The organism is Nonomuraea sp. B19D2 (assembly GCF_040137845.1).
Classification (GTDB): domain Bacteria; phylum Actinomycetota; class Actinomycetes; order Streptosporangiales; family Streptosporangiaceae; genus Nonomuraea.
In genome coordinates, this window is sequence record NZ_JBEFAK010000020.1 from 72,050 (window position 1) to 88,764 (window position 16,715).

Here is a 16,715-nt window from a genome sequence, read left to right on the forward strand (position 1 = left end):
ATGAAGAGCCAGAGCCTGCTACTCCTCCTGCTCGGCGGAGCGCTGTTGAAGATCTCCGCCTTCTCCACGGACTTCACCAACTATGTCAAGCCGGGTTTCCGGCCGCTGCTGATCGCGGCGGGCGCGGTGCTGGTCATCCTGGCGGTGGCCACCCTGATCAAGGAACGCCGCATGAGCGTCCTCACCGCGCGTCAGGCGCGTCAGGCGCGGCTCGCGCACGCACGCCTCGCCGAGGACGCCCACCTGGCACGGTTGACCGGCCGCGAGCCCGCCACCCCTGTGCAGGCATGCTCGCCGGGCCACGAACATGGGAAAGACGGCAGGGTGGCGTGGCTGCTGACGGCTCCGGTCGCCGCGATCTTGCTGATCGCTCCGCCCGCCCTCGGCTCGTACGCCGCCCAGCAGGCCCAGCCGGCCCCTCCCCCGCCGCCGCCGAGCGTCGTGGACGCGCAAGCCGTCAAACCGCTCAACAGCTACCGCGTGAACGTACTGAGCCTGGCCGAATTCGCGGACCGAGCCTGGTACGAGCCGAGCAGATCGCTCGCCGGCAAGACCGTCCGCCTGACCGGGTTCGTCCTGCCCTCTCCCGACGAGGGCGAGTGGTACATCGCTCGCATGCGGATCAGCTGCTGCGCCGCCGACGCCCTGACCATGAAGGTCATCGTCAGAGGAGCCCCCGCCCCGGCAACGGACACCTGGGTACGGGTCACCGGCACCTGGATCCCCCGGAAGGGCCGGCCATCGGACACGTACGTACCGGCGGTGACCGCCTCCGACGTCCACCCGGTATCCCCACCCGTCGAGCCGTATGAATAGCGCCCCTCGACCTGCCACTCCAGAATGAATACGGTTATCGTTTACACCTGAATACGGGCCTCTGGATCGGAGATCGGCATGCGAAAACGAGCCGCGATCATGCTGGCGGCGCTCTTGGGGGTGCTCCTCGCGGGGTGCGGCGGCCAGGAGCCGCCGGGACGGAACGACCGGCAACTGACTCTGGCTGCCCCGCGCGACCTCGTCGCCGGTCCCGAGGATCCGTACTACACGCACCAGACGTTACGGGTGTGGGAGCCCCTGGTGACCGTCGATGACAAGCTGCGGCCGGTTCCGGCGCTGGCCACCGGCTGGGACAGCTCGGAGGAGGGGCGGCGCTGGACGTTCACGCTGCGCGACGGCGTACGGTTCAGCGACGGGACACCGTTGACCGCCGAGTCGGTGGTCGCCAACATCAAGCGGTTCCTGCGGATCGCGCCCCGCCAGTCGGCGTTCTTCAGCCTGGACGCCGGTATGGAGGCTGCCTACGGCAGGCTCGGCGATGTCCGGGCCGAGGGCGGCAAGGTGACGTTCGTCCTGGACCGGCCGGTGGCCGACCTGCCGAGCAGGTTGGCGGGCTTCTACAGCATGGTCCAGTCCCCGAAGGCGTTCACGTCCTCAGGTGACTTCGCCGGCAAGCCGGTGGGGACGGGGCCGTACACGCTGGTCAACTGGGTCAAGGGACAGCAGGCCGAGCTTGCCGCCAACCCCCACTACTACGGCGCCGCCCCCGCCTACAAGAAGATCGTGGTCAGGGTGATCCCGGACGCCAACGCGCGGGTCGCGGCGTTGCGGGCCGGCGAGGTGGACGGGCTGATCGACAAGGGCGCGCTGCTGCCGGGGCAGGTCGCGGCGGTCGCCGGCGACAGCGGCTTCCGGGTCGTACGCAGCCCCTCGGCGCTGACGCACTACCTGACCTTCAACGCCTCGCGCGAGCCGTTCTCCGATCCCCGCCTGCGCGAAGCGGCCGACCTGGCGATCGATCGGCGGGCCATCGCCGGCAAACTCCTCGCCGGCACGGCCAGCGCGGGCGCCGGGTTCCTGTCACCCGTCTTCGGCGACCTCGCCGAGCCCGGCTCAACGGTGAGGTACGACCCAGGCAAGGCGCGCGAGCTGGTCACCACCGCAGGAGCTCCTGCCCAGCCGGTGAACATCCTCATCTCCTCGGCCGAGACCGGCCAGTTCCCTTATACCGACATCGCCGAGGTGCTGCGCGCGGCCCTGGAGAAGGCGGGCCTGCCCGCGAAGGTGACCGTGGCGGAGGCCACCAAGTCCGTCATGGAGTCCGGGGACTACGACATCTTCCTCAGCGCCTACAGCCTGCCCAACGGCGACGCCGACTACCTCTTCCGCCGATTCCTGCGCTCCGACGCCTCCTGGAACATCGACCGCCGGCTCGGCTACCGCAACGCCGAGTTCGACAGCCTGATCGACCAGGCCGCGGCACAGACCGACCCGATCCGGCGGCATGACCTCTACCACCGGATTCAGCGGCTGCTCGCCGCCGATCGCCCGATGATCCCGCTCGCGTACCAGGACAATCCCATCGTGACGACGAGTAAGGTCGGCGGGGTGGCACAGAGCGTGGCGTACGTGGTCGACCTTGGCAAGCTGGCCCCCCTGAGGTGACGGCCACCGTCCTGCGGCGCGCCGCCGAGCTCCTGCTCGTGCTGCTGGGGCTGTCGGTGCTGGTCTTCCTGCTCACCTCGCTGGCGCCAGGCGATCCGGCCGAGGAGATCCTGCGGCGCGGCGGCATCCAGCCGACGGCGCGCAGCGTGGCGGCACTGCGCGCCGAACTCGGTCTCGACCGGCCGCTGTTCTCCCAGTACCTGCGGTGGCTGCTCGCCGTGCTGCGTGGCGACTTCGGACACTCCTACACCGACCGCTCCCCCGTCGCCGCCGAGATCCTTTCGCGGCTTCCGGCGACACTGCGGCTGGCGGGAGCGGCGGCAGTGGTCGCGGTCGTACTCGCCGCGCTCGCCTCCATCAGGGCCGCCTTCAGGCCGAGGGCGCTGGACAGCCGCGCCGTCGCGCTCGTGACGGTGGCGATCGCCGGCGTCCCGCCCTACATCGTGGGGATCCTGCTGATCAGCATCGTCGCGGTCGGGTTGCGCGCGCTGCCCACGGGCGGCGCGGACAGTCCCGGCGCCGTCGTGCTCCCCGCCCTCACCCTCGGCCTGGCGGGCGCCGCGACGCTGCTGCGGCTGCTCCGGGCCGACCTGGCCCGGGCCTTACGGCTGCCGTTCGTCAAACTCGCCGCCGCCAAGGGGGTGCGGCCGCGGCGCGCGATCATGGTGCACGCGCTCCGCGTGGCCGCGCCGAACGCCATCACGGCAGCCGGTACGGTGCTCGCGGAGCTGCTGGCCGGGGCGGTGGTGGTGGAGACGCTGTTCTCCTGGCCGGGCGTGGGACAGCTCGCGGTGTCGGCGATCAGGCAGCGGGACCTGCCCGTCGTGCAGGCGTACGTGCTGGTCACCGCGGTCACGACCGTGCTGGTCCTGGCCCTGGTCGAGCTCTGCCTGGCGGCCTCCGACCCAAGAGTGCGCCGCCGATGACAGGCCGCGCCGGAACCGCGCTGCTCACCCTGGTCGTACTGTTCTGCCTGCTCACCCCCATGTCGTCCGGATACGACCCGTACCTGCCCGACCTGGAGCGCGCCCTCCTTCCGCCGAGCCCGGAACACTGGCTCGGCACCGACCAGCTCGGCCGCGACCTCCTCACCAGAACCGCCACGGCCGGGCGCACCTCCCTGCTGTTCGCGCTGGCCATCACCACGATCACCACGATCCTCGGCACACTGTTCGGCACCGCGGCAGGGCTCGCTGGAGGGATGCCCGACCGACTGCTGCGCCTGGCCGCCACCATGGCACTGGCCCTGCCCGGCCTCACACTGGCGCTCGCGCTGGCCGGCGCGCTGCCGCCCGGGTACGTCACCGTCCTGGCCGCCCTCGTTCCACTCGGCTGGGTCAACTGCGGCCTCGTCGCCCACACGGCGACCCGGCGGTTGGTCTCCGCCGACTTCGTCCTGGCCGTGCGGGCCATCGGCGCGTCCCCGCTCTACCTGCTCCGGCGTACCATCGGGCCGCACATCGCCGGGCCCATCCTGACCGTCGCCACCGCGGACTTCGCCAGGGCACTGGTCGCCGTCACTTCGCTGAGCTTCCTCGGCATCGGGCTGCCGCCGCCCGAGACCGACTGGGGCGGCATGGTGAGCGAGGCCACGCCGCTGCTGGTCGCCGCGCCACGCCTGGCGATCGCGCCCGCCCTCGCGCTCGCCGTCACGGGACTGGCCGTCGCTCTCGTGGTCGACGCCCGCCACGAACCGGGTCACACTCCCGGTTGAGACTGGAGCAGGTCAAGGCGATCGGCCTGCCGGAGCAGTCGGTCGGGGAAGGTGACGCCGGTGAGCTCCTCGGAGACGGTCCACAGGCGGCGAGCGGTGTCCGGGTCGCTGGCGGCGGCTGAGCGGCCGACCAGGGTGGGGCTGCCGCGCCACTCACCGAAGCCGTCGGGACCGACGTAGGAGGCGCCCGGCAGGTCCTGGACCGCGGCATACAGCGTGGGCAGGGCGCCCGCCGTGCTGTCCTGGGCGAGGAAGCGGTTGCCGACGTGCCCGAACCCGCGCAGGACCGGATTGGCGGTGTTGCCCTGGAGGTTGGTGGCCGACCAGCCGGGGTGCGCGGCCAGCGCGCGGACCGGGGAGCCGGCCGCGTCGAGGCGGCGCTGGAGTTCCAAGGTGAACAGCAGGTTGGCCAGCTTGGACTGGCTGTAGGCGGTGACCGGCTTGTACTCGCCCGTCAGGTTCAGGTTCTCGAAATGGATGCGAGGGCTGTTCGGGATCTTGTGTGCGTTGGACGACACGGTGACCACGCGGTCGGTGATGTGCGGCAGCAGCAGGTTGGTCAGCGCGAAGTGGCCGAGGTGGTTGGTGCCGAGCTGCATCTCGAAGCCGTCCTTGGTGGTGGCCTCAGGGGTGTTCATGATGCCCGCGTTGTTGATCAGCAGGTCGAGGTCGCCGCGCCAGGCGGCGGCGAACGCGCGGACGGAGGCGAGGTCGGCCAGGTCGAGGCGGCGGACCTCCAGGGCGGCGCGCGGGCCGGTGAGGGTCGCGAGGGCGGCCTCGCCGCGGCGCGGGTCGCGGACGGCGAGGACGACGTGTGCGCCGGCCCGGGCCAAGGCGTCGACGGTGGCGAGGCCGAGGCCGCTGTTGGCGCCGGTGACGACGGCCGTGCGGCCGGTCAGGTCGGGGAGGTGGGTTGCGGTCCAGCGAGGGGTGTTGGCGTTCTTTGTCACGCCTTCAATGTATGCATCGATCACAATGTAGTCAACGTTAACAATGTAGATATTGCTCACACCGGGATACGCTGAATGGCATGAAGAGCCGCCCGTACCACCACGGAGATCTCCGCGCCGCCCTGCTGACCCGCGCCGAGCAGGCGCTGCAGGAGAAGGGGCCGGACGAGCTGTCGCTACGGGAGCTGGCACGGGACGTGGGGGTCAGCCCGGCTGCGCCCAGCCGCCACTTCAAGAGCAAGCGGGCGCTGTTGGACGCGTTGGCGCTGGAAGGGTTCGACCGTCTGAGGGCGGTGCTGATCGCGGCGCAGGACGAGGCAGGTGAGTTGTTCGCCGATCGGCTGACCGCGCTCACCCGCGCTTACATGACTTTCGCCGCCGGCAACGCGGCTCTGCTGGAGCTGATGTACTCGGTCAAGTACGATCCCGCGGCCTCCCCGGAGCTGGCCGCGGCCTCGCAGCGGCTGCCGACCCTGGCCGCTCAGCTGATCGAGGACGGGCAGCGCCAGGGTGAGGTCCGCGAAGGTCCGGCAGAGGAGATCGGCCTGCCTGTCGTGTCCGCGCTGCATGGCTTCGCCGCCCTCGCGGTCGCCGGCGGCATTCGCGCCGACGCCGTCGAGCAGGGCCTGAAGAACATGGTGGCGTTCGTCCTGCGGGGCTGCGCGCCGTAGCGCGCGAGGGGCGGCGAGCGCAGGCGCCCAAGTGACCCCAGGCGATGAACACCGCAGCGATCCGCACGACCGCGTTGAGCACGGTGGCCTGCAGTCCCCCTGCGGCAGGCGTGGACGCCCATGGCCAGCACCATGAGCACTGCCAGCCTTGATCGTTGCCCGCATATTGCATGCCTCCTCAGCACCCCGCCCGGCGGCAAGTTCCCAAGCGGATAAACGCTCCCGTGCTTGATCACCACGTTTCCGGCAGCGGCTTCCAGCGATCGTCTAATCTTTCGGGGGTGGCGAACCTGTCTGAAGATCTCGCATTGCCCACTGCTCTGGCCGAGGTGGCCGAGGTCGGCTTCGAGTGGGAGTGGGACGAGGAAACCGACGAGGCCCGCGGCTGTGACTTCGAGCCGTACGATCGGTTCGAGGAGCCCGACCGGACGGCGTGGTGGTTCCGCCTGTGGACCGGCAACCAGGAGGTCGACGGCAGCGAGTTCCGCTTCTTCGGCACGACCGGGGCGGGTGACTACACCGGCTTCTGGCTGGTACGGCCCGATGCGGCGATCACCGACCAGCCCGTCGCCTACATCGGTTCCGAGGGTGAGTGCGGTGTGATCGCCCGCGATCTCGGCGACCTCCTCTGGCTGTTCGCCGCCGGTCTGGGCCCTGCCGAGGCCTTCAGGGACCCCGACTCCCCTGCACAGCCGAACGAGGCCTTCCGTACCATCGCCGAGCGACACGCGCCCGGCCGCCGCCGTTCTCCCACCCAGATCGTGACTGCCGCACGAGCAGAGTTCCCGCATTTCTCGGATCTCATCGACGCGATGTGCCGCTGAGTGAGACTCACTTGGCCTTTGGAATGCGGGTTCGAAGACCCCCACTAGGATCAGGCCATGGGTATCCAGCGCACGCAGTTTCGTTTATATCGGTACACGTGCGCCGAAGAATGTCAGCACAAATTGCTGGTCCGGGTTAATCGGCCAAGCTATCCGAACTACGATCAGTCGGCCGAAGACGCGGCCGAGGATTTCGCGGATTCCGCGGCCAATCACCTTCGGACCTGGTGGCAGCGCCGGCTGTTGCCCCGTGCGTGCCGCCGTGAACACGAGTCCCGGCTGATGAACGTCTTACACGAGGCCATTTCGGAAGAACTCGACGGCCCGGGCTTGAGGGAAATGCTGGTATGGGAGACGGTGATCGATGACGATCCGATCATCGGCGCGGCCTCTACAGAAGAAGAGTTCTGGCGCCGGCTGAACGACTACTACGGGCCGGACGACCTACCCACATCGGAGCGGCAGGTTGTCTCCCACTTTGTCTATTTCCTGACCGAGCAGGACGGTGCAGGCGATCTCCGCGACGCCTGACACCCAAGCCCAACATCAGACTCCCGAGCGGGATCACGCGGTCGATCAAGGAGCGCCCCCATCGGTTCATGACCGCTCGGCCCCTCAACCACTCGACATGTCGACACCAACAACCAGATCTGGAGACAGCCCCTGATGCCCGCTCATGGCACAGCGCTCAGGCAGTTCTTCTCTCTCCAAACACCCATACGATCTCCGGCATGCGGCCGTCTCGCTCTGGCTCAACGTGGGCGTCTCAGCGCCGGACGTGCTGACTGAAAGAACCGGCCACAGCGTCGATGTCCTCCTGAGGGTCTACGCCAAGTGCACCGACGGCCAACAGGAGATCGCGAACAAGCGAATTGGCGACGCACTCGCGGCATGACCACATACCAGCCGCCCCCAGAGCCCCCGGCCCACGGCGACAACAGGCCGCTCAGAGCGACATCCGGCTGCACACCCCGGAAACGCAGCAGAGGCCCCGACGGGCCTCTGAGCTGCACTTAGTAGCTGGTACGGCTCCAGCCCTTCCCCTACCAGGGAAGATCATCCCGCGTATGTCCCGCAAGGCAGAGCCAGCCCTCCTGGAACCTCTCTGTATTGCAACCCGGCATCGCAACCCCTATCACCGCGTCGGCCCCAAAGGCTTCTGCCGCCACTTCAGCTTGTTCACTGAGAGTGGAGCAAGATAGACCTCTCGAACGGCATTGTGATCTGATCTTCAAAGCCCGCCTCAGGTTACCTGCACATGGATGATCAGATTTACGGGAGAGGGAGCGGATGGTTTCGGCGTCATTGGGACCGGCGTACCACCGGTTATGGCTGGCGACGGCGCTGTCCAATTTGGGCGATGGGATTCGGATGGCCGCCTTGCCGTTGTTGGCAGCCGCTATCACCGCTGATCCGGTTGCGGTGGCTGGTGTCGCCGTCGCTGGGCAGAGCCCGTGGTTGTTGTTCGGGCTGTTCACTGGGGCGATCGTTGATCGATTTGACCAGCGTCGCCTTGCTGCGGCCGTCGATGTGGTTCGGGTGTCGATGCTGGCCGTCCTGGTCGTTTCGGTTTCTCTGGATGTTGCCGGGATCGCGCTGCTTTACCTGGTGGCGTTCGTCTGTGGTGTAGGTGAGACGCTGCGCGACACCGCAACGGCCACGCTCCTTCCGCCTCGGGTGAAAGACGCCGACCTCGATCGGGCCAACGGTGGATTGGTCAACGCCGAGGTCGCGGGGAACGAATTAGTGGGGCCGCCGATCGGTGGATATCTGTTCGGCGTAGCGCTGGTGCTCCCGTTCGCGGTCAATGGCGGAGCCCTGGCTTTGGCGGCCGCTCTGATCTTCAGCCTGCCTGACGTGTTCGCGCCGAAAGCCGGCTCGTACAGCAGCAAGGGTCAGATCTGGAGCACGGCCGTTCCAAGATCATTATTATGGGCCGAGACGTAGATCGCAATGCGATCACGAACGGCATGTTACGGGTTCAGCCGAGATATGACGCGCCGCGTTGCGGCAGGCCGGTCGGGGTGGGGTGCATCAGCCAGGCGTGGTCGTCTCGGTCACGTGGTGGCGCCGTGGCGGTGCCCTCAGTGGCGGTCTGGGTGGTGGGTGTCGGCCATGCTGGTAACAGCGTGTAGTTCCAGTCACTGTGCCAGTAGTGGCTGGTGATGGGTAGGTCGGCCAGCTGAGCGTCGCTGATGGTGACGCCGGTGGCGTACTGCCCGGTGTCCAGTTCGGTGCCGAGGGCTGCCGCAACGCCCTCCAACTCCACCGGGAGATCACCGAGCAGAACCCCTCGGAGAGTGGTTGATCCGAGCCATGGGATCTGGGCCCACAGTGCCCTCTGCATCAGCCTCGAGTCTGTACTGATCTCAGTCCAGCGCTGTCACGACCTCGTCGGTCGTGCAGACAGTAGCGATACGCGGGAAGATGTAGTCGAAGGCGAACTCATGGGCGTGCGCGTCGAATGCGGTGACCGCGTCCTCGGGCAAGATCACCTTGAAGCCGAACTCGTCGGCGAAACGCGCGGTCTGCTCGACGCCGAAGTTCGTGGCGATCCCGGTGATGATCAGGGTGTCGATGGCGTGCTTACGCAACGCCTCCTCCAGCCCGGTGTTGTGGAACGCGCCCCACGTGCGCTTCACGATCTCCAGGTCGCCGAGGATCCCTTCCACCAGCTCACTGCCCAGTGGCTGCTCCGCAACGCCTGGCCGTTCGACCCGCACGGAGACGACGAGACCGCCCGCCTTTCGCACTGCGTCGGCCAGGGCGACGGAGCGGGCGACCACAGCAGGTCCGGAATGTGGTGCCGTGGGCTGCTCGACGATGCGAGTCATCAAGTCGATAAGGAGCAACGCGGTGCGACGGGGATCCAGTTTGTCCATGATCGGCATGGTAGCTGTCAACATCGCCTCAGATCTGGAGTGACACTCGCGCCGGTCTGCGGTGGCTGATCAAACATCCTCGCTTGCGAATGATCGTGGCCTTGGGTGCCGTGTTCGCGGCGATGGACAGTGCCTGGTTCGCCGTGCTCGTGCTCTACGTGCCTCAGGTCCTCGGCCTACCGGCTTGGGGCTATGGCGTGTTGCTGGGCGTCGGCGCCGTCGGGGGGCTCGCCGGAGGGTTCTTCGCGACACGGGTCACGCGAATGATCGGACCCGCGGGAGCTCTGGCTGGGTGCCTCGGTTGCGCCGCGATCGGGCAACTGATGATTGGCCTACCGCTTCTGCCGTCGTGGTGGCCGCGGGTCTGGTCATCACAAGTGCTGCGTTCGGCGTGTGGGCCGTCGTGGCTCGGACCACTCGTCAGCGGCTCACGCCGGCCGAGATGCTCGGTCGAGTGAGCAGCGCGGCGATGACCGCGGCGATGAGCGCAGCTCCGCTGGGCGCCCTCCTCGGTGGCCTGCTTGCGGCTGAGTGGGGGTTGAGAGCGCCGATCCTCGTTGGAGTTCCGGTCTTAACGGTGGCGGCTGTCGTTTGCTGCCGCGTGGAAGAAGCCGCACCGTCGCTCGTGCTCGTCCTCCGGGTACCTACGGCATTTCGCTGGCCGCGTCACTTCCTAGCCCAGACCGGTAGATTCCTCGCCGTGGATGCCATCGTAGGGACCGCGCTCACCGCCGCCGGCATGTTCGTTGGCACCAACGTGGACGACATCATCGTGCTCACCGTGCTATTCCTGTCATCCCGTGCCACCGGAAGCCCGAAGGCGCCGCACATCTGGGCTGGGCAGTACGCCGGGATCGCCGTACTGGTCGTCGTGTCCGTGATCGCCACCCTTGGTCTGACGATCGTTCCCGACGAGTGGGTCGGCCTGCTCGGCCTGATCCCCTTCGCGCTCGGTGTCCGCAGCCTCGTCTCAGCCCTCCGAGCCAGGAACAACGGCGAGAACCACTCTCCTGCCGTAGCCTCCGGCCTGATCTCGGTGGCCGGAGTCACGATCGCCAACGGCGCTGACAACATCTCCGTCTACACCCCGGTCTTCCGCACCATCGGTCCTGCGCCTACCGCCGTCACCATCGGCGTCTTCGCCATCGGGGTCGCCGTATGGTGTCTGACCGGATCATGGCTCGGCTCCCACAAAAGAGTCATCGAGATCATCGAGCGCTACGGACAGTGGATCGTCCCCGGGGTTTTCATGGGCATCGGCGCTCTCATCGTCATCGAATCCGGTGTCCTCGGAAGGATCTTCTGATCAACCGGCCTCGCCGCAATCAATGACCCATCTTCCATGCCTAATGGGGGCGAGACGGGTGGAACCCGGTGCCGGAACCATCAGGCTTCGGCAGGCTTGCTCCCGAGCGGCCGGCGAGATGATCGCTCATAGCATGCCGGAGACCTATCTCTAGCCGGAGACTGCGGCCTCGCCGGTTGCTGGGGGCCGGATGGCTGGTGGGGTGTTGCTGCCGGCCGGGACCGGCCCCCAGGCCGCCCATGCGCTTTCTTGTCGGAGGCGCCGGCTAACCTGCATCGATGTTCACGGGGACGGGGCACAAGGGGTCGATTCCGGCGGCGGCGCGAACGCTGCTGTGGATACGAGTGCTCAACCAGTTGGGCTCCTACGCCCTGGCCTTCCTCGCGGTGCTCACCGGCCCGGAGCTGGCGCCCGCCGCGCTGGCGAGCTTCGGGATCGCCGCCCTCATCTCGCGCTGGGCCGGGGCGTTCCTGCTGGACCGGCTGTCACCGCGGACCGTGCTGGCCCTCGGCCTGGGGCTGACCGGATTGTCGCTGCTGGCCCTCGCGTCCGCCCGGACTCCGCCGCACGTCCTGGGCGCGGTCGTCCTGGTGGGCCTGGCGTTTGAGCTGTACGAGCCCGCCACCCAAGAGCTTCTCGCCCGGGTCGCCACAGGAGCGCGGCGGCAAGAGGTGTACGCCCTGTTGGGGGTCTGCCTGTCGGCGTCCGGGGCGGTGGCGGGTCTGCTCGCCGCGGTTCTGCTTCCCTTGGGCGTGCACTGGCTGATGATCGCGGATGCGATCACCTGCTTGGCGGCCGCCGGGATCGCCGTGGCCTTCCTGCCCCGTGGCGAGGAACGAGCCGTCACGCCGAGACGGCGCTGGCGCCCTTCTCTCCCCTTGCTCCGGCTGACCCTGGCCAGCACCGCGTTCGCGATGGGCTATCTGGCCGTGATGATGTTCATCCCCTTGGCCCTGCTCGAACGTGGCGCTCCTGCCTGGACACCCGGGCTCACGCTCGCCGGCGCGGCGGTGCTCAGCCCGCTCGCGCTGTGGGTGGCCGGACGTCGCCTCGCGCGCCTCGGTCACGGGATAGTGCTCGGCGGCGGCACCGTGCTGCTCGGGCTGCTCGCCCTGGCCATGGCGCTCACGGATCAGGCGTGGCTGACCGTGGCGGCCTACCTCACGTTCACGGCCGCCAACGGGTTGCTGCTCGGACGCTGGCAGGCCTTCGTGGCCGACTCCGCTCCGGAGCCCGAACGGCCGCGCTGGTTCGCCTTCCAAGGATCGTCCTGGGGTGTCGCCCAGCCCGTGGTCCCTGGCCTGGTAGCCGTGTTCGGCTCCGTCGCAGGGACCCCGGGTGCGGGCGCGTTCTGGACAGCGGCCCTCGCCTTCCTGGCGGTGCCCCTCGTCCTGAGCTACTCCTGACCCAGCACCGCCCGCACGCCAGGCTCGACCGCCGCGCGGAAGGCGGCGTCCAGCTCTGAAGGCGAAGCGGTGGTCTCGCCGTCCACCCACGCCCGCAGCAGCCCCATGAACGCGCCGACCACACACATGACCAACAGATCGAGCGAGGCGGACACCCGCGCGCCCGCGGCCACCAACTCGTCCCTGACGACGGCGGTCAGCAACTGCTCGCCGCGCGCGTGCACCAGGCCCACGCCACCGCGCCGGCCCAGCAGCGCCTGGACCAGCGGCCACCGCTCGCGCACGTGCTCGAACATCGGCAGGCTGAACGTGAAAAGCTCCCCGGATCGGGCAGGCGGCGCGAGATGGAGGAAGCCCAGCTCGTCGAGGTTGCTGAACAGCACGTCCTGCTTGTCCACGAAGTGCGAGTAGAACGTGGAGCGGCCCACGTCCGCACGGTCGATGATGTCGGTGACGGTCACCGCGTCGTAGCCCTTCTCCAGGATCAGCGCCACGAGCGCCTCCTGGACCATCCGCCTCGTGCGCCGTACCCGCCTGTCTCCGGACACTTCCTCACCCACTGTTCAGTACCGCACACCACGGCCGATCTGGTCGTTGACGGTCCTCCATTATGAACACATGATTCATAACCGAACAGGTTGTTCGATAGTGGAGGGAACGCCGTGGGGTTGGGAAAGCTGCTGCACAAACACGACGAGCACGCCGACGCGGGCGGCACCATCGACCGTCCGCGCGCTTACGAGGTCTTCGCCTCGATCGCTTTCGCGGGTAGTCGCCGCGCCGCCTTCACCCGCGTGGCCACGGCCGCCAAGCCGCGAGCGGGAGACCGGATCCTGGACGTCGGCTGCGGCACCGGCTACCTCAGCCGCATCCTCGCCCCCGTCGTCACGCCCACCGGCCACGTCACCGGCGTCGACCCCTCCCCCGCGATGATCGAGTACGCCACCCGGCATGCTTCAGGAAACTGCACCTACGTGCAGGCCGAAGGCCAGGACCTGCCGTTCTCCGACGGCTCGTTCGATCTGGTGATCTCCAGCCTGGCCGTCCACCACATCCCTGCCGACGCACGGCCGGCCGCGCTGCGCGAGATGTTCCGGGTGCTCCGGCCCGGCGGCCGCCTGCTCATCGCCGAGTTCCGCCCACCGGCCAACCCCCTGGCCAGGCACATCATCGGCGCGCTGTCCGGGCCCGCCATGCGACACGATCCGCGCGACCTGCTCGGCCCCCTGATCCCCGACGCCGGTTTCCATGTGGAGTCCGAGGGCGACCTGCCGTACCTGCTCTACTACGTACGCGCCACGCGGCCATGATCCCGGATCACATGGGCAGGAGGAACAGGCTCAACGGCGTGCTGACCACGGTGAGGGCGATCGCCGGCAGCAGGGCACGCAGCGGGCGCGGGGTCCTGGCGGGAGCAGCCAGCCGGTCGAGGCGGGCGTCGACGTCCTCCGCACCGGCGCCGAGGGTGCCCGCCAGGGGCCGTTTCGCCCGTGCCGCCCGGGTGTGGGAGGTCCTGGCCTCACAGCATTCATGCGCCGAGTACGAGCCTCCGCGCCGGAGGAGGTGGTGCGCCCGCGCCGCTGACGCAGGCCGGTCCTGGCTGGCCTATCAGCAGGCGAAGGGCTGATCAGACGTCCAGTCGAGCCTCAGCAAAGCCCATGCCGGACTGTGATCTCGCTCGACTCCGGAGCGGGCCCGGACTCCTTGTCGGGCCCGCTCCTTCCGGTGTACTTCCGGTTCAGACCGCCTTGATGGTGCCGCCGTCGATGACGTAGTCGGCGCCGGTGATGTTGCCGGCCACGTCGGACAGGAGGAACGCGATCAGGGCCGCCACTTCCTCGGGCTCGGTCATGCGGCCGGTCGTGACGTTCTGGTCCTTCACCATCTGCTGGCGGAATTCGGCAAGGCTCATGCCGGATGCGGCAGCCCACTGGCCGACCGCGCCGTTGGGGTCCCGGTAGACGGAGGTGTTGACCAGACCGGGGGAAATGGTGTTCACGCGGACGCCCCGGGGACCGAACTCCTCGGCCAGGGCCTTGCCGATCGCCGTGATCGCCGCCTTGGCCGAACTCATGGCGGGTGGGAAGCCCCCAGGCATCAGAGCCATGATCGACGAGATGTTGACGATCGCTCCCCGGCGCTCGATCAGGCTGGGCAAGGCTGCACGCGCGGCACGGACGGTGCTGAGCATGTTCATGTCGAACGCGCGGCTCCACTCGGTGTCCTCGACATCGAGGAAGCCGACGGTCGCCTTGTCCCCGCCTCCCACGTTGTTCACCAGCAGATCTATGCCGCCCAGCTCGGCGAGAGCGCTGTCGATCAGGGCGGAGACTCCTTCCGCTGTGCTCAGGTCGGCTGACACCGCATGCGCGCCGGTCTCCTTCAGCTCGGGCGTGATGGTGCGGGCGGCGCCCACGACACGGACACCTTCGCCGATCAGGGTCCGGACGGTGGCCAGTCCAATGCCCCGGCTGGCACCGGTGACGACGGCTGTCTTGGCGGTGAGATTGAGATTCACGACACTCCAACTTCTTGGAACTGTAGGTACAAAACGTGGATGGTGGACATGCGGGTCGGGGCGGTGCCCCGGGCCGGGCTCAGGCGTCGACCGGACGCCAGACCGGTCGGCCCGCGTCGGTACGGGCGCGGCCGAAGACCACGTCGGTGACGTGAACGCCGGCTCCGATCGTGCCGGGCCAGGCCGGCGACGGATGGGTGTCGCGGTCGGCGCGCCGGACCGGGTGTTATGCGCCCCGGCGGCGGCGCTGCTGGGGGTCGGCGATCGAGGATGGTGTGGGTGGTGCCGGCCTGGTCGGCGACCTTGGTGAGCGCGTCGACGATCTCCGCGCGGCGTGCCGACCGCACCGAGGAACCCCGGTCAGTGGGGCGTTTCAGTCGCGGATGGTCATGCCGCCGTCGACCGACCAGGCCTGCCCGTTGACCCACTCCGCGTCGTCGGACAGCAGGAAGGCGGCGGCCGCGGCCACATCTTCGGGCTTGCCCAGCCGCGGACCGCGGACCGTGGCCAGAATCCTGGCCCTCCATTCCTCGCCGATCTGCTCTTCCGCGGTTTCGGTCATGGTCACTCCGGCGCCGATGGTGTTGCAGCGGATCCCCTGCTTGCCCCAGGCGGAGGCGATGTGCCGGGTCAGCGCGTTGATGGCGGCCTTGGACGACCCGTAGGCAAGCCGTTGGGGCTCGCCGATCCAGGCCGCAGCCGCCGAGGTGTTGACGATGGCGCCGCCGCCCTGGGCCAGCAGGTGGGGGATGACCGCACGGCTAGCGATGGCGTAGCCGAACAGGTTCACCTCGAAGGTGCGCCGCCACACGGCCACATCCATGTCCAGCAGGTTCGTGTCCCGGGCCAGGTGCTGGGGGGAGAGGTCGGCGCCGACGTTGAACAGCCCGTCGATGCCGCCGAGTTCGGTGGCGGCCGTGTCGATGAGCGCCTGGATCGAGCTCTCGTCGGCGAGGTCGAACTTCACGGCGATCGCGTTGCCGCCGGCCTCGTTCAGCCGCTTGGCCAATATCTGCCCGGCGTCGAGGTTCCTGCCACCGATGACGACCGAGGCGCCCTCCTCCGAGAGCCGTTCGGCCGTGGCCGCGCCGATCCCGGCGGTACCCCGGCGATGACGATCCGCTTGCCCTGCAGTCCCTTCATGTCCCTTTCCCTTTCCTGTGTGCGCTGAGCACCGCTTCCCGTCCGGTCCACGGCATGCATGAGGCCGTTGCCCGCAGTGGTGGCGTTCCGAGCGCCACACTAACTCACACATGTCGGTTTTCCAACAAATAACGGAAAACCAACATGTGTTGGATATATGGTGCGAGAGAAGGTAGGCTCTGGAACATGGCCATGACCAACAGCAGCAGCGCCCTGCCGGCCGATCGACGCGTTCGGCGCACCCTGGCGGCTCTGCAGCGCGCCCTGATCGGCCTCGTCGAGGAGCGGGACCTTTCACAGATCAGCGTCGCCGACGTTGTGGAGCGGGCCGAGGTGAACCGCTCGACGTTCTACGCCCATTACCAGGACGTGCACGAACTGGCCGAAGCCGCCTGCACCTCGATGATCGACGACCTGATCGGGGTCATCCTCGCCCTCGACCCCGCCCGCGCGGACCCCTCCGATCCCCCGGAGGACCCCGACCCGTCACTGACGGCCTTCTTCGCGCACTTCGCCGAGCACGCCGGCCTCTACCGCAGCCTGCTCGGACCGACCGGAAGCGCACGCGTCATCGAGCACGTACGCCTGCGCACCACCGCAGCCGCCCGCTCCTCCGGGCAGCTTCCCGCCACGGACGACGCCCCGCCGGACACCGCGGATCCGTCCGGCATCCCACACGACGTTGCCGCGGCGTTCGTCGCCGGCGCACTCATTGGCGTGGCCACCGACTGGCTGCAGCGCGGATGCCCGGGAACACCGACCGAGATGACCATTCTGACCAAGCCACTCCTGCGGGCCCTGGCGGCCGGCACCTGAGCACCACCCGCCCAGAAACGAGCGACCCGTCACCGCGTTTCCG

The 16,715-nt window shown here is 68.5% G+C and carries 20 protein-coding genes; 14 read left to right on the forward strand and 6 right to left on the reverse strand.

The genetic code is table 11. The annotated features are described in order from the left end of the window. From ABN273_RS32150 to ABN273_RS32165, 4 genes are all read left to right on the forward strand, one after another. Positions 1-816: a TIGR03943 family putative permease subunit gene (locus ABN273_RS32150; protein ID WP_349452827.1), complete on the forward strand. Its 816-nt coding sequence runs from the start codon at positions 1-3 to the stop codon at positions 814-816. Between the two features lie 78 nt (positions 817-894). Next, a complete protein-coding gene (locus ABN273_RS32155; protein ID WP_349452828.1) occupies positions 895-2,442 on the forward strand; it encodes an ABC transporter substrate-binding protein in 1,548 nt (515 codons plus the stop codon). Beyond that, positions 2,439-3,368 (forward strand): ABC transporter permease, encoded by a 930-nt coding sequence (locus ABN273_RS32160; protein ID WP_349452829.1) that lies wholly within the window; start codon positions 2,439-2,441, stop codon positions 3,366-3,368. Before ABN273_RS32155 ends, ABN273_RS32160 begins: the two co-directional genes overlap by 4 nt. Next, positions 3,365-4,156: an ABC transporter permease gene (locus tag ABN273_RS32165; RefSeq protein WP_349452830.1), complete on the forward strand. Its 792-nt coding sequence runs from the start codon at positions 3,365-3,367 to the stop codon at positions 4,154-4,156. Before ABN273_RS32160 ends, ABN273_RS32165 begins: the two co-directional genes overlap by 4 nt. Here the strand turns inward: ABN273_RS32165 and ABN273_RS32170 are convergent. Further along, the gene (locus ABN273_RS32170; RefSeq protein ID WP_349452831.1) at positions 4,141-5,106 is read right to left on the reverse strand and encodes an oxidoreductase; all 966 of its coding nucleotides are present in this window, start codon (positions 5,104-5,106) and stop codon (positions 4,141-4,143) included. The two genes, ABN273_RS32165 and ABN273_RS32170, sit on opposite strands and share 16 nt — an antisense overlap. Before the next feature lie 80 nt (positions 5,107-5,186). Here ABN273_RS32170 and ABN273_RS32175 point away from each other — a divergent pair, with 80 nt between their 5' ends. From ABN273_RS32175 to ABN273_RS32190, 4 genes are all read left to right on the forward strand, one after another. Then, a complete protein-coding gene (locus ABN273_RS32175; protein WP_349452832.1) occupies positions 5,187-5,777 on the forward strand; it encodes a TetR/AcrR family transcriptional regulator in 591 nt (196 codons plus the stop codon). A 281-nt stretch (positions 5,778-6,058) separates the two neighbouring features. Further along, positions 6,059-6,601, forward strand: a complete 543-nt coding sequence (locus tag ABN273_RS32180; protein ID WP_349452833.1) for an SMI1/KNR4 family protein — start codon at positions 6,059-6,061, stop codon at positions 6,599-6,601. A gap of 57 nt (positions 6,602-6,658) precedes the next feature. Continuing rightward, positions 6,659-7,132: a hypothetical protein gene (locus ABN273_RS32185; RefSeq protein WP_349452834.1), complete on the forward strand. Its 474-nt coding sequence runs from the start codon at positions 6,659-6,661 to the stop codon at positions 7,130-7,132. Between the two features lie 759 nt (positions 7,133-7,891). Next, positions 7,892-8,548, forward strand: coding sequence for an MFS transporter (locus ABN273_RS32190; RefSeq protein WP_349452835.1), 657 nt, complete (start codon positions 7,892-7,894; stop codon positions 8,546-8,548). 34 nt (positions 8,549-8,582) lie between these two features. On the opposite strand, the gene ABN273_RS32195 is transcribed toward ABN273_RS32190, so the two are convergent. Together ABN273_RS32195 and ABN273_RS32200 are read right to left on the reverse strand one after the other, a co-directional pair. Beyond that, entirely contained in the window at positions 8,583-8,870 is a 288-nt protein-coding gene (locus ABN273_RS32195) for an ISAzo13-like element transposase-related protein (RefSeq protein ID WP_349452836.1), read from the reverse strand. Between the two features lie 100 nt (positions 8,871-8,970). Then, positions 8,971-9,483: an isochorismatase family protein gene (locus tag ABN273_RS32200; RefSeq protein WP_349452837.1), complete on the reverse strand. Its 513-nt coding sequence runs from the start codon at positions 9,481-9,483 to the stop codon at positions 8,971-8,973. A gap of 32 nt (positions 9,484-9,515) precedes the next feature. On the opposite strand from ABN273_RS32200, the gene ABN273_RS59695 reads away from it, so the two are divergent. The 3 genes from ABN273_RS59695 to ABN273_RS32210 all read left to right on the forward strand — a co-directional run bounded on the left by ABN273_RS59695 (position 9,516) and on the right by ABN273_RS32210 (position 12,195). Continuing rightward, a complete protein-coding gene (locus ABN273_RS59695) occupies positions 9,516-9,941 on the forward strand; it encodes an MFS transporter (RefSeq protein WP_502911168.1) in 426 nt (141 codons plus the stop codon). After that, complete coding sequence (locus tag ABN273_RS32205; RefSeq protein WP_349452838.1) at positions 9,938-10,789, forward strand: cadmium resistance transporter; 852 nt, start codon at positions 9,938-9,940, stop codon at positions 10,787-10,789. The genes ABN273_RS59695 and ABN273_RS32205 overlap by 4 nt, the downstream gene beginning before the upstream one ends. A 278-nt stretch (positions 10,790-11,067) precedes the next feature. Next, a complete protein-coding gene (locus ABN273_RS32210; protein ID WP_349452839.1) occupies positions 11,068-12,195 on the forward strand; it encodes an MFS transporter in 1,128 nt (375 codons plus the stop codon). Here the strand turns inward: ABN273_RS32210 and ABN273_RS32215 are convergent. Continuing rightward, complete coding sequence (locus ABN273_RS32215) at positions 12,186-12,743, reverse strand: TetR/AcrR family transcriptional regulator (protein WP_349452840.1); 558 nt, start codon at positions 12,741-12,743, stop codon at positions 12,186-12,188. The genes ABN273_RS32210 and ABN273_RS32215 overlap by 10 nt on opposite strands. A 114-nt stretch (positions 12,744-12,857) precedes the next feature. On the opposite strand from ABN273_RS32215, the gene ABN273_RS32220 reads away from it, so the two are divergent. Together ABN273_RS32220 and ABN273_RS32225 are read left to right on the forward strand one after the other, a co-directional pair. Beyond that, positions 12,858-13,505, forward strand: coding sequence for a class I SAM-dependent methyltransferase (locus tag ABN273_RS32220; RefSeq protein WP_349452841.1), 648 nt, complete (start codon positions 12,858-12,860; stop codon positions 13,503-13,505). Positions 13,506-13,516: 11 nt separating this feature from the next. After that, positions 13,517-13,822: a hypothetical protein gene (locus ABN273_RS32225; RefSeq protein ID WP_349452842.1), complete on the forward strand. Its 306-nt coding sequence runs from the start codon at positions 13,517-13,519 to the stop codon at positions 13,820-13,822. A 111-nt stretch (positions 13,823-13,933) separates the two neighbouring features. On the opposite strand, the gene ABN273_RS32230 is transcribed toward ABN273_RS32225, so the two are convergent. Both ABN273_RS32230 and ABN273_RS32235 read right to left on the reverse strand, forming a co-directional pair. Next, complete coding sequence (locus tag ABN273_RS32230; protein WP_349452843.1) at positions 13,934-14,713, reverse strand: oxidoreductase; 780 nt, start codon at positions 14,711-14,713, stop codon at positions 13,934-13,936. Positions 14,714-15,086: 373 nt separating this feature from the next. After that, positions 15,087-15,968: an SDR family NAD(P)-dependent oxidoreductase gene (locus ABN273_RS32235; protein WP_349452844.1), complete on the reverse strand. Its 882-nt coding sequence runs from the start codon at positions 15,966-15,968 to the stop codon at positions 15,087-15,089. A 74-nt stretch (positions 15,969-16,042) separates the two neighbouring features. On the opposite strand from ABN273_RS32235, the gene ABN273_RS32240 reads away from it, so the two are divergent. Continuing rightward, positions 16,043-16,672 carry a TetR/AcrR family transcriptional regulator gene (locus tag ABN273_RS32240; RefSeq protein WP_349452845.1) on the forward strand — a complete coding sequence of 210 codons (630 nt, stop codon included), beginning with the start codon at positions 16,043-16,045 and terminating at the stop codon, positions 16,670-16,672. Positions 16,673-16,715 lie beyond the last annotated feature (43 nt).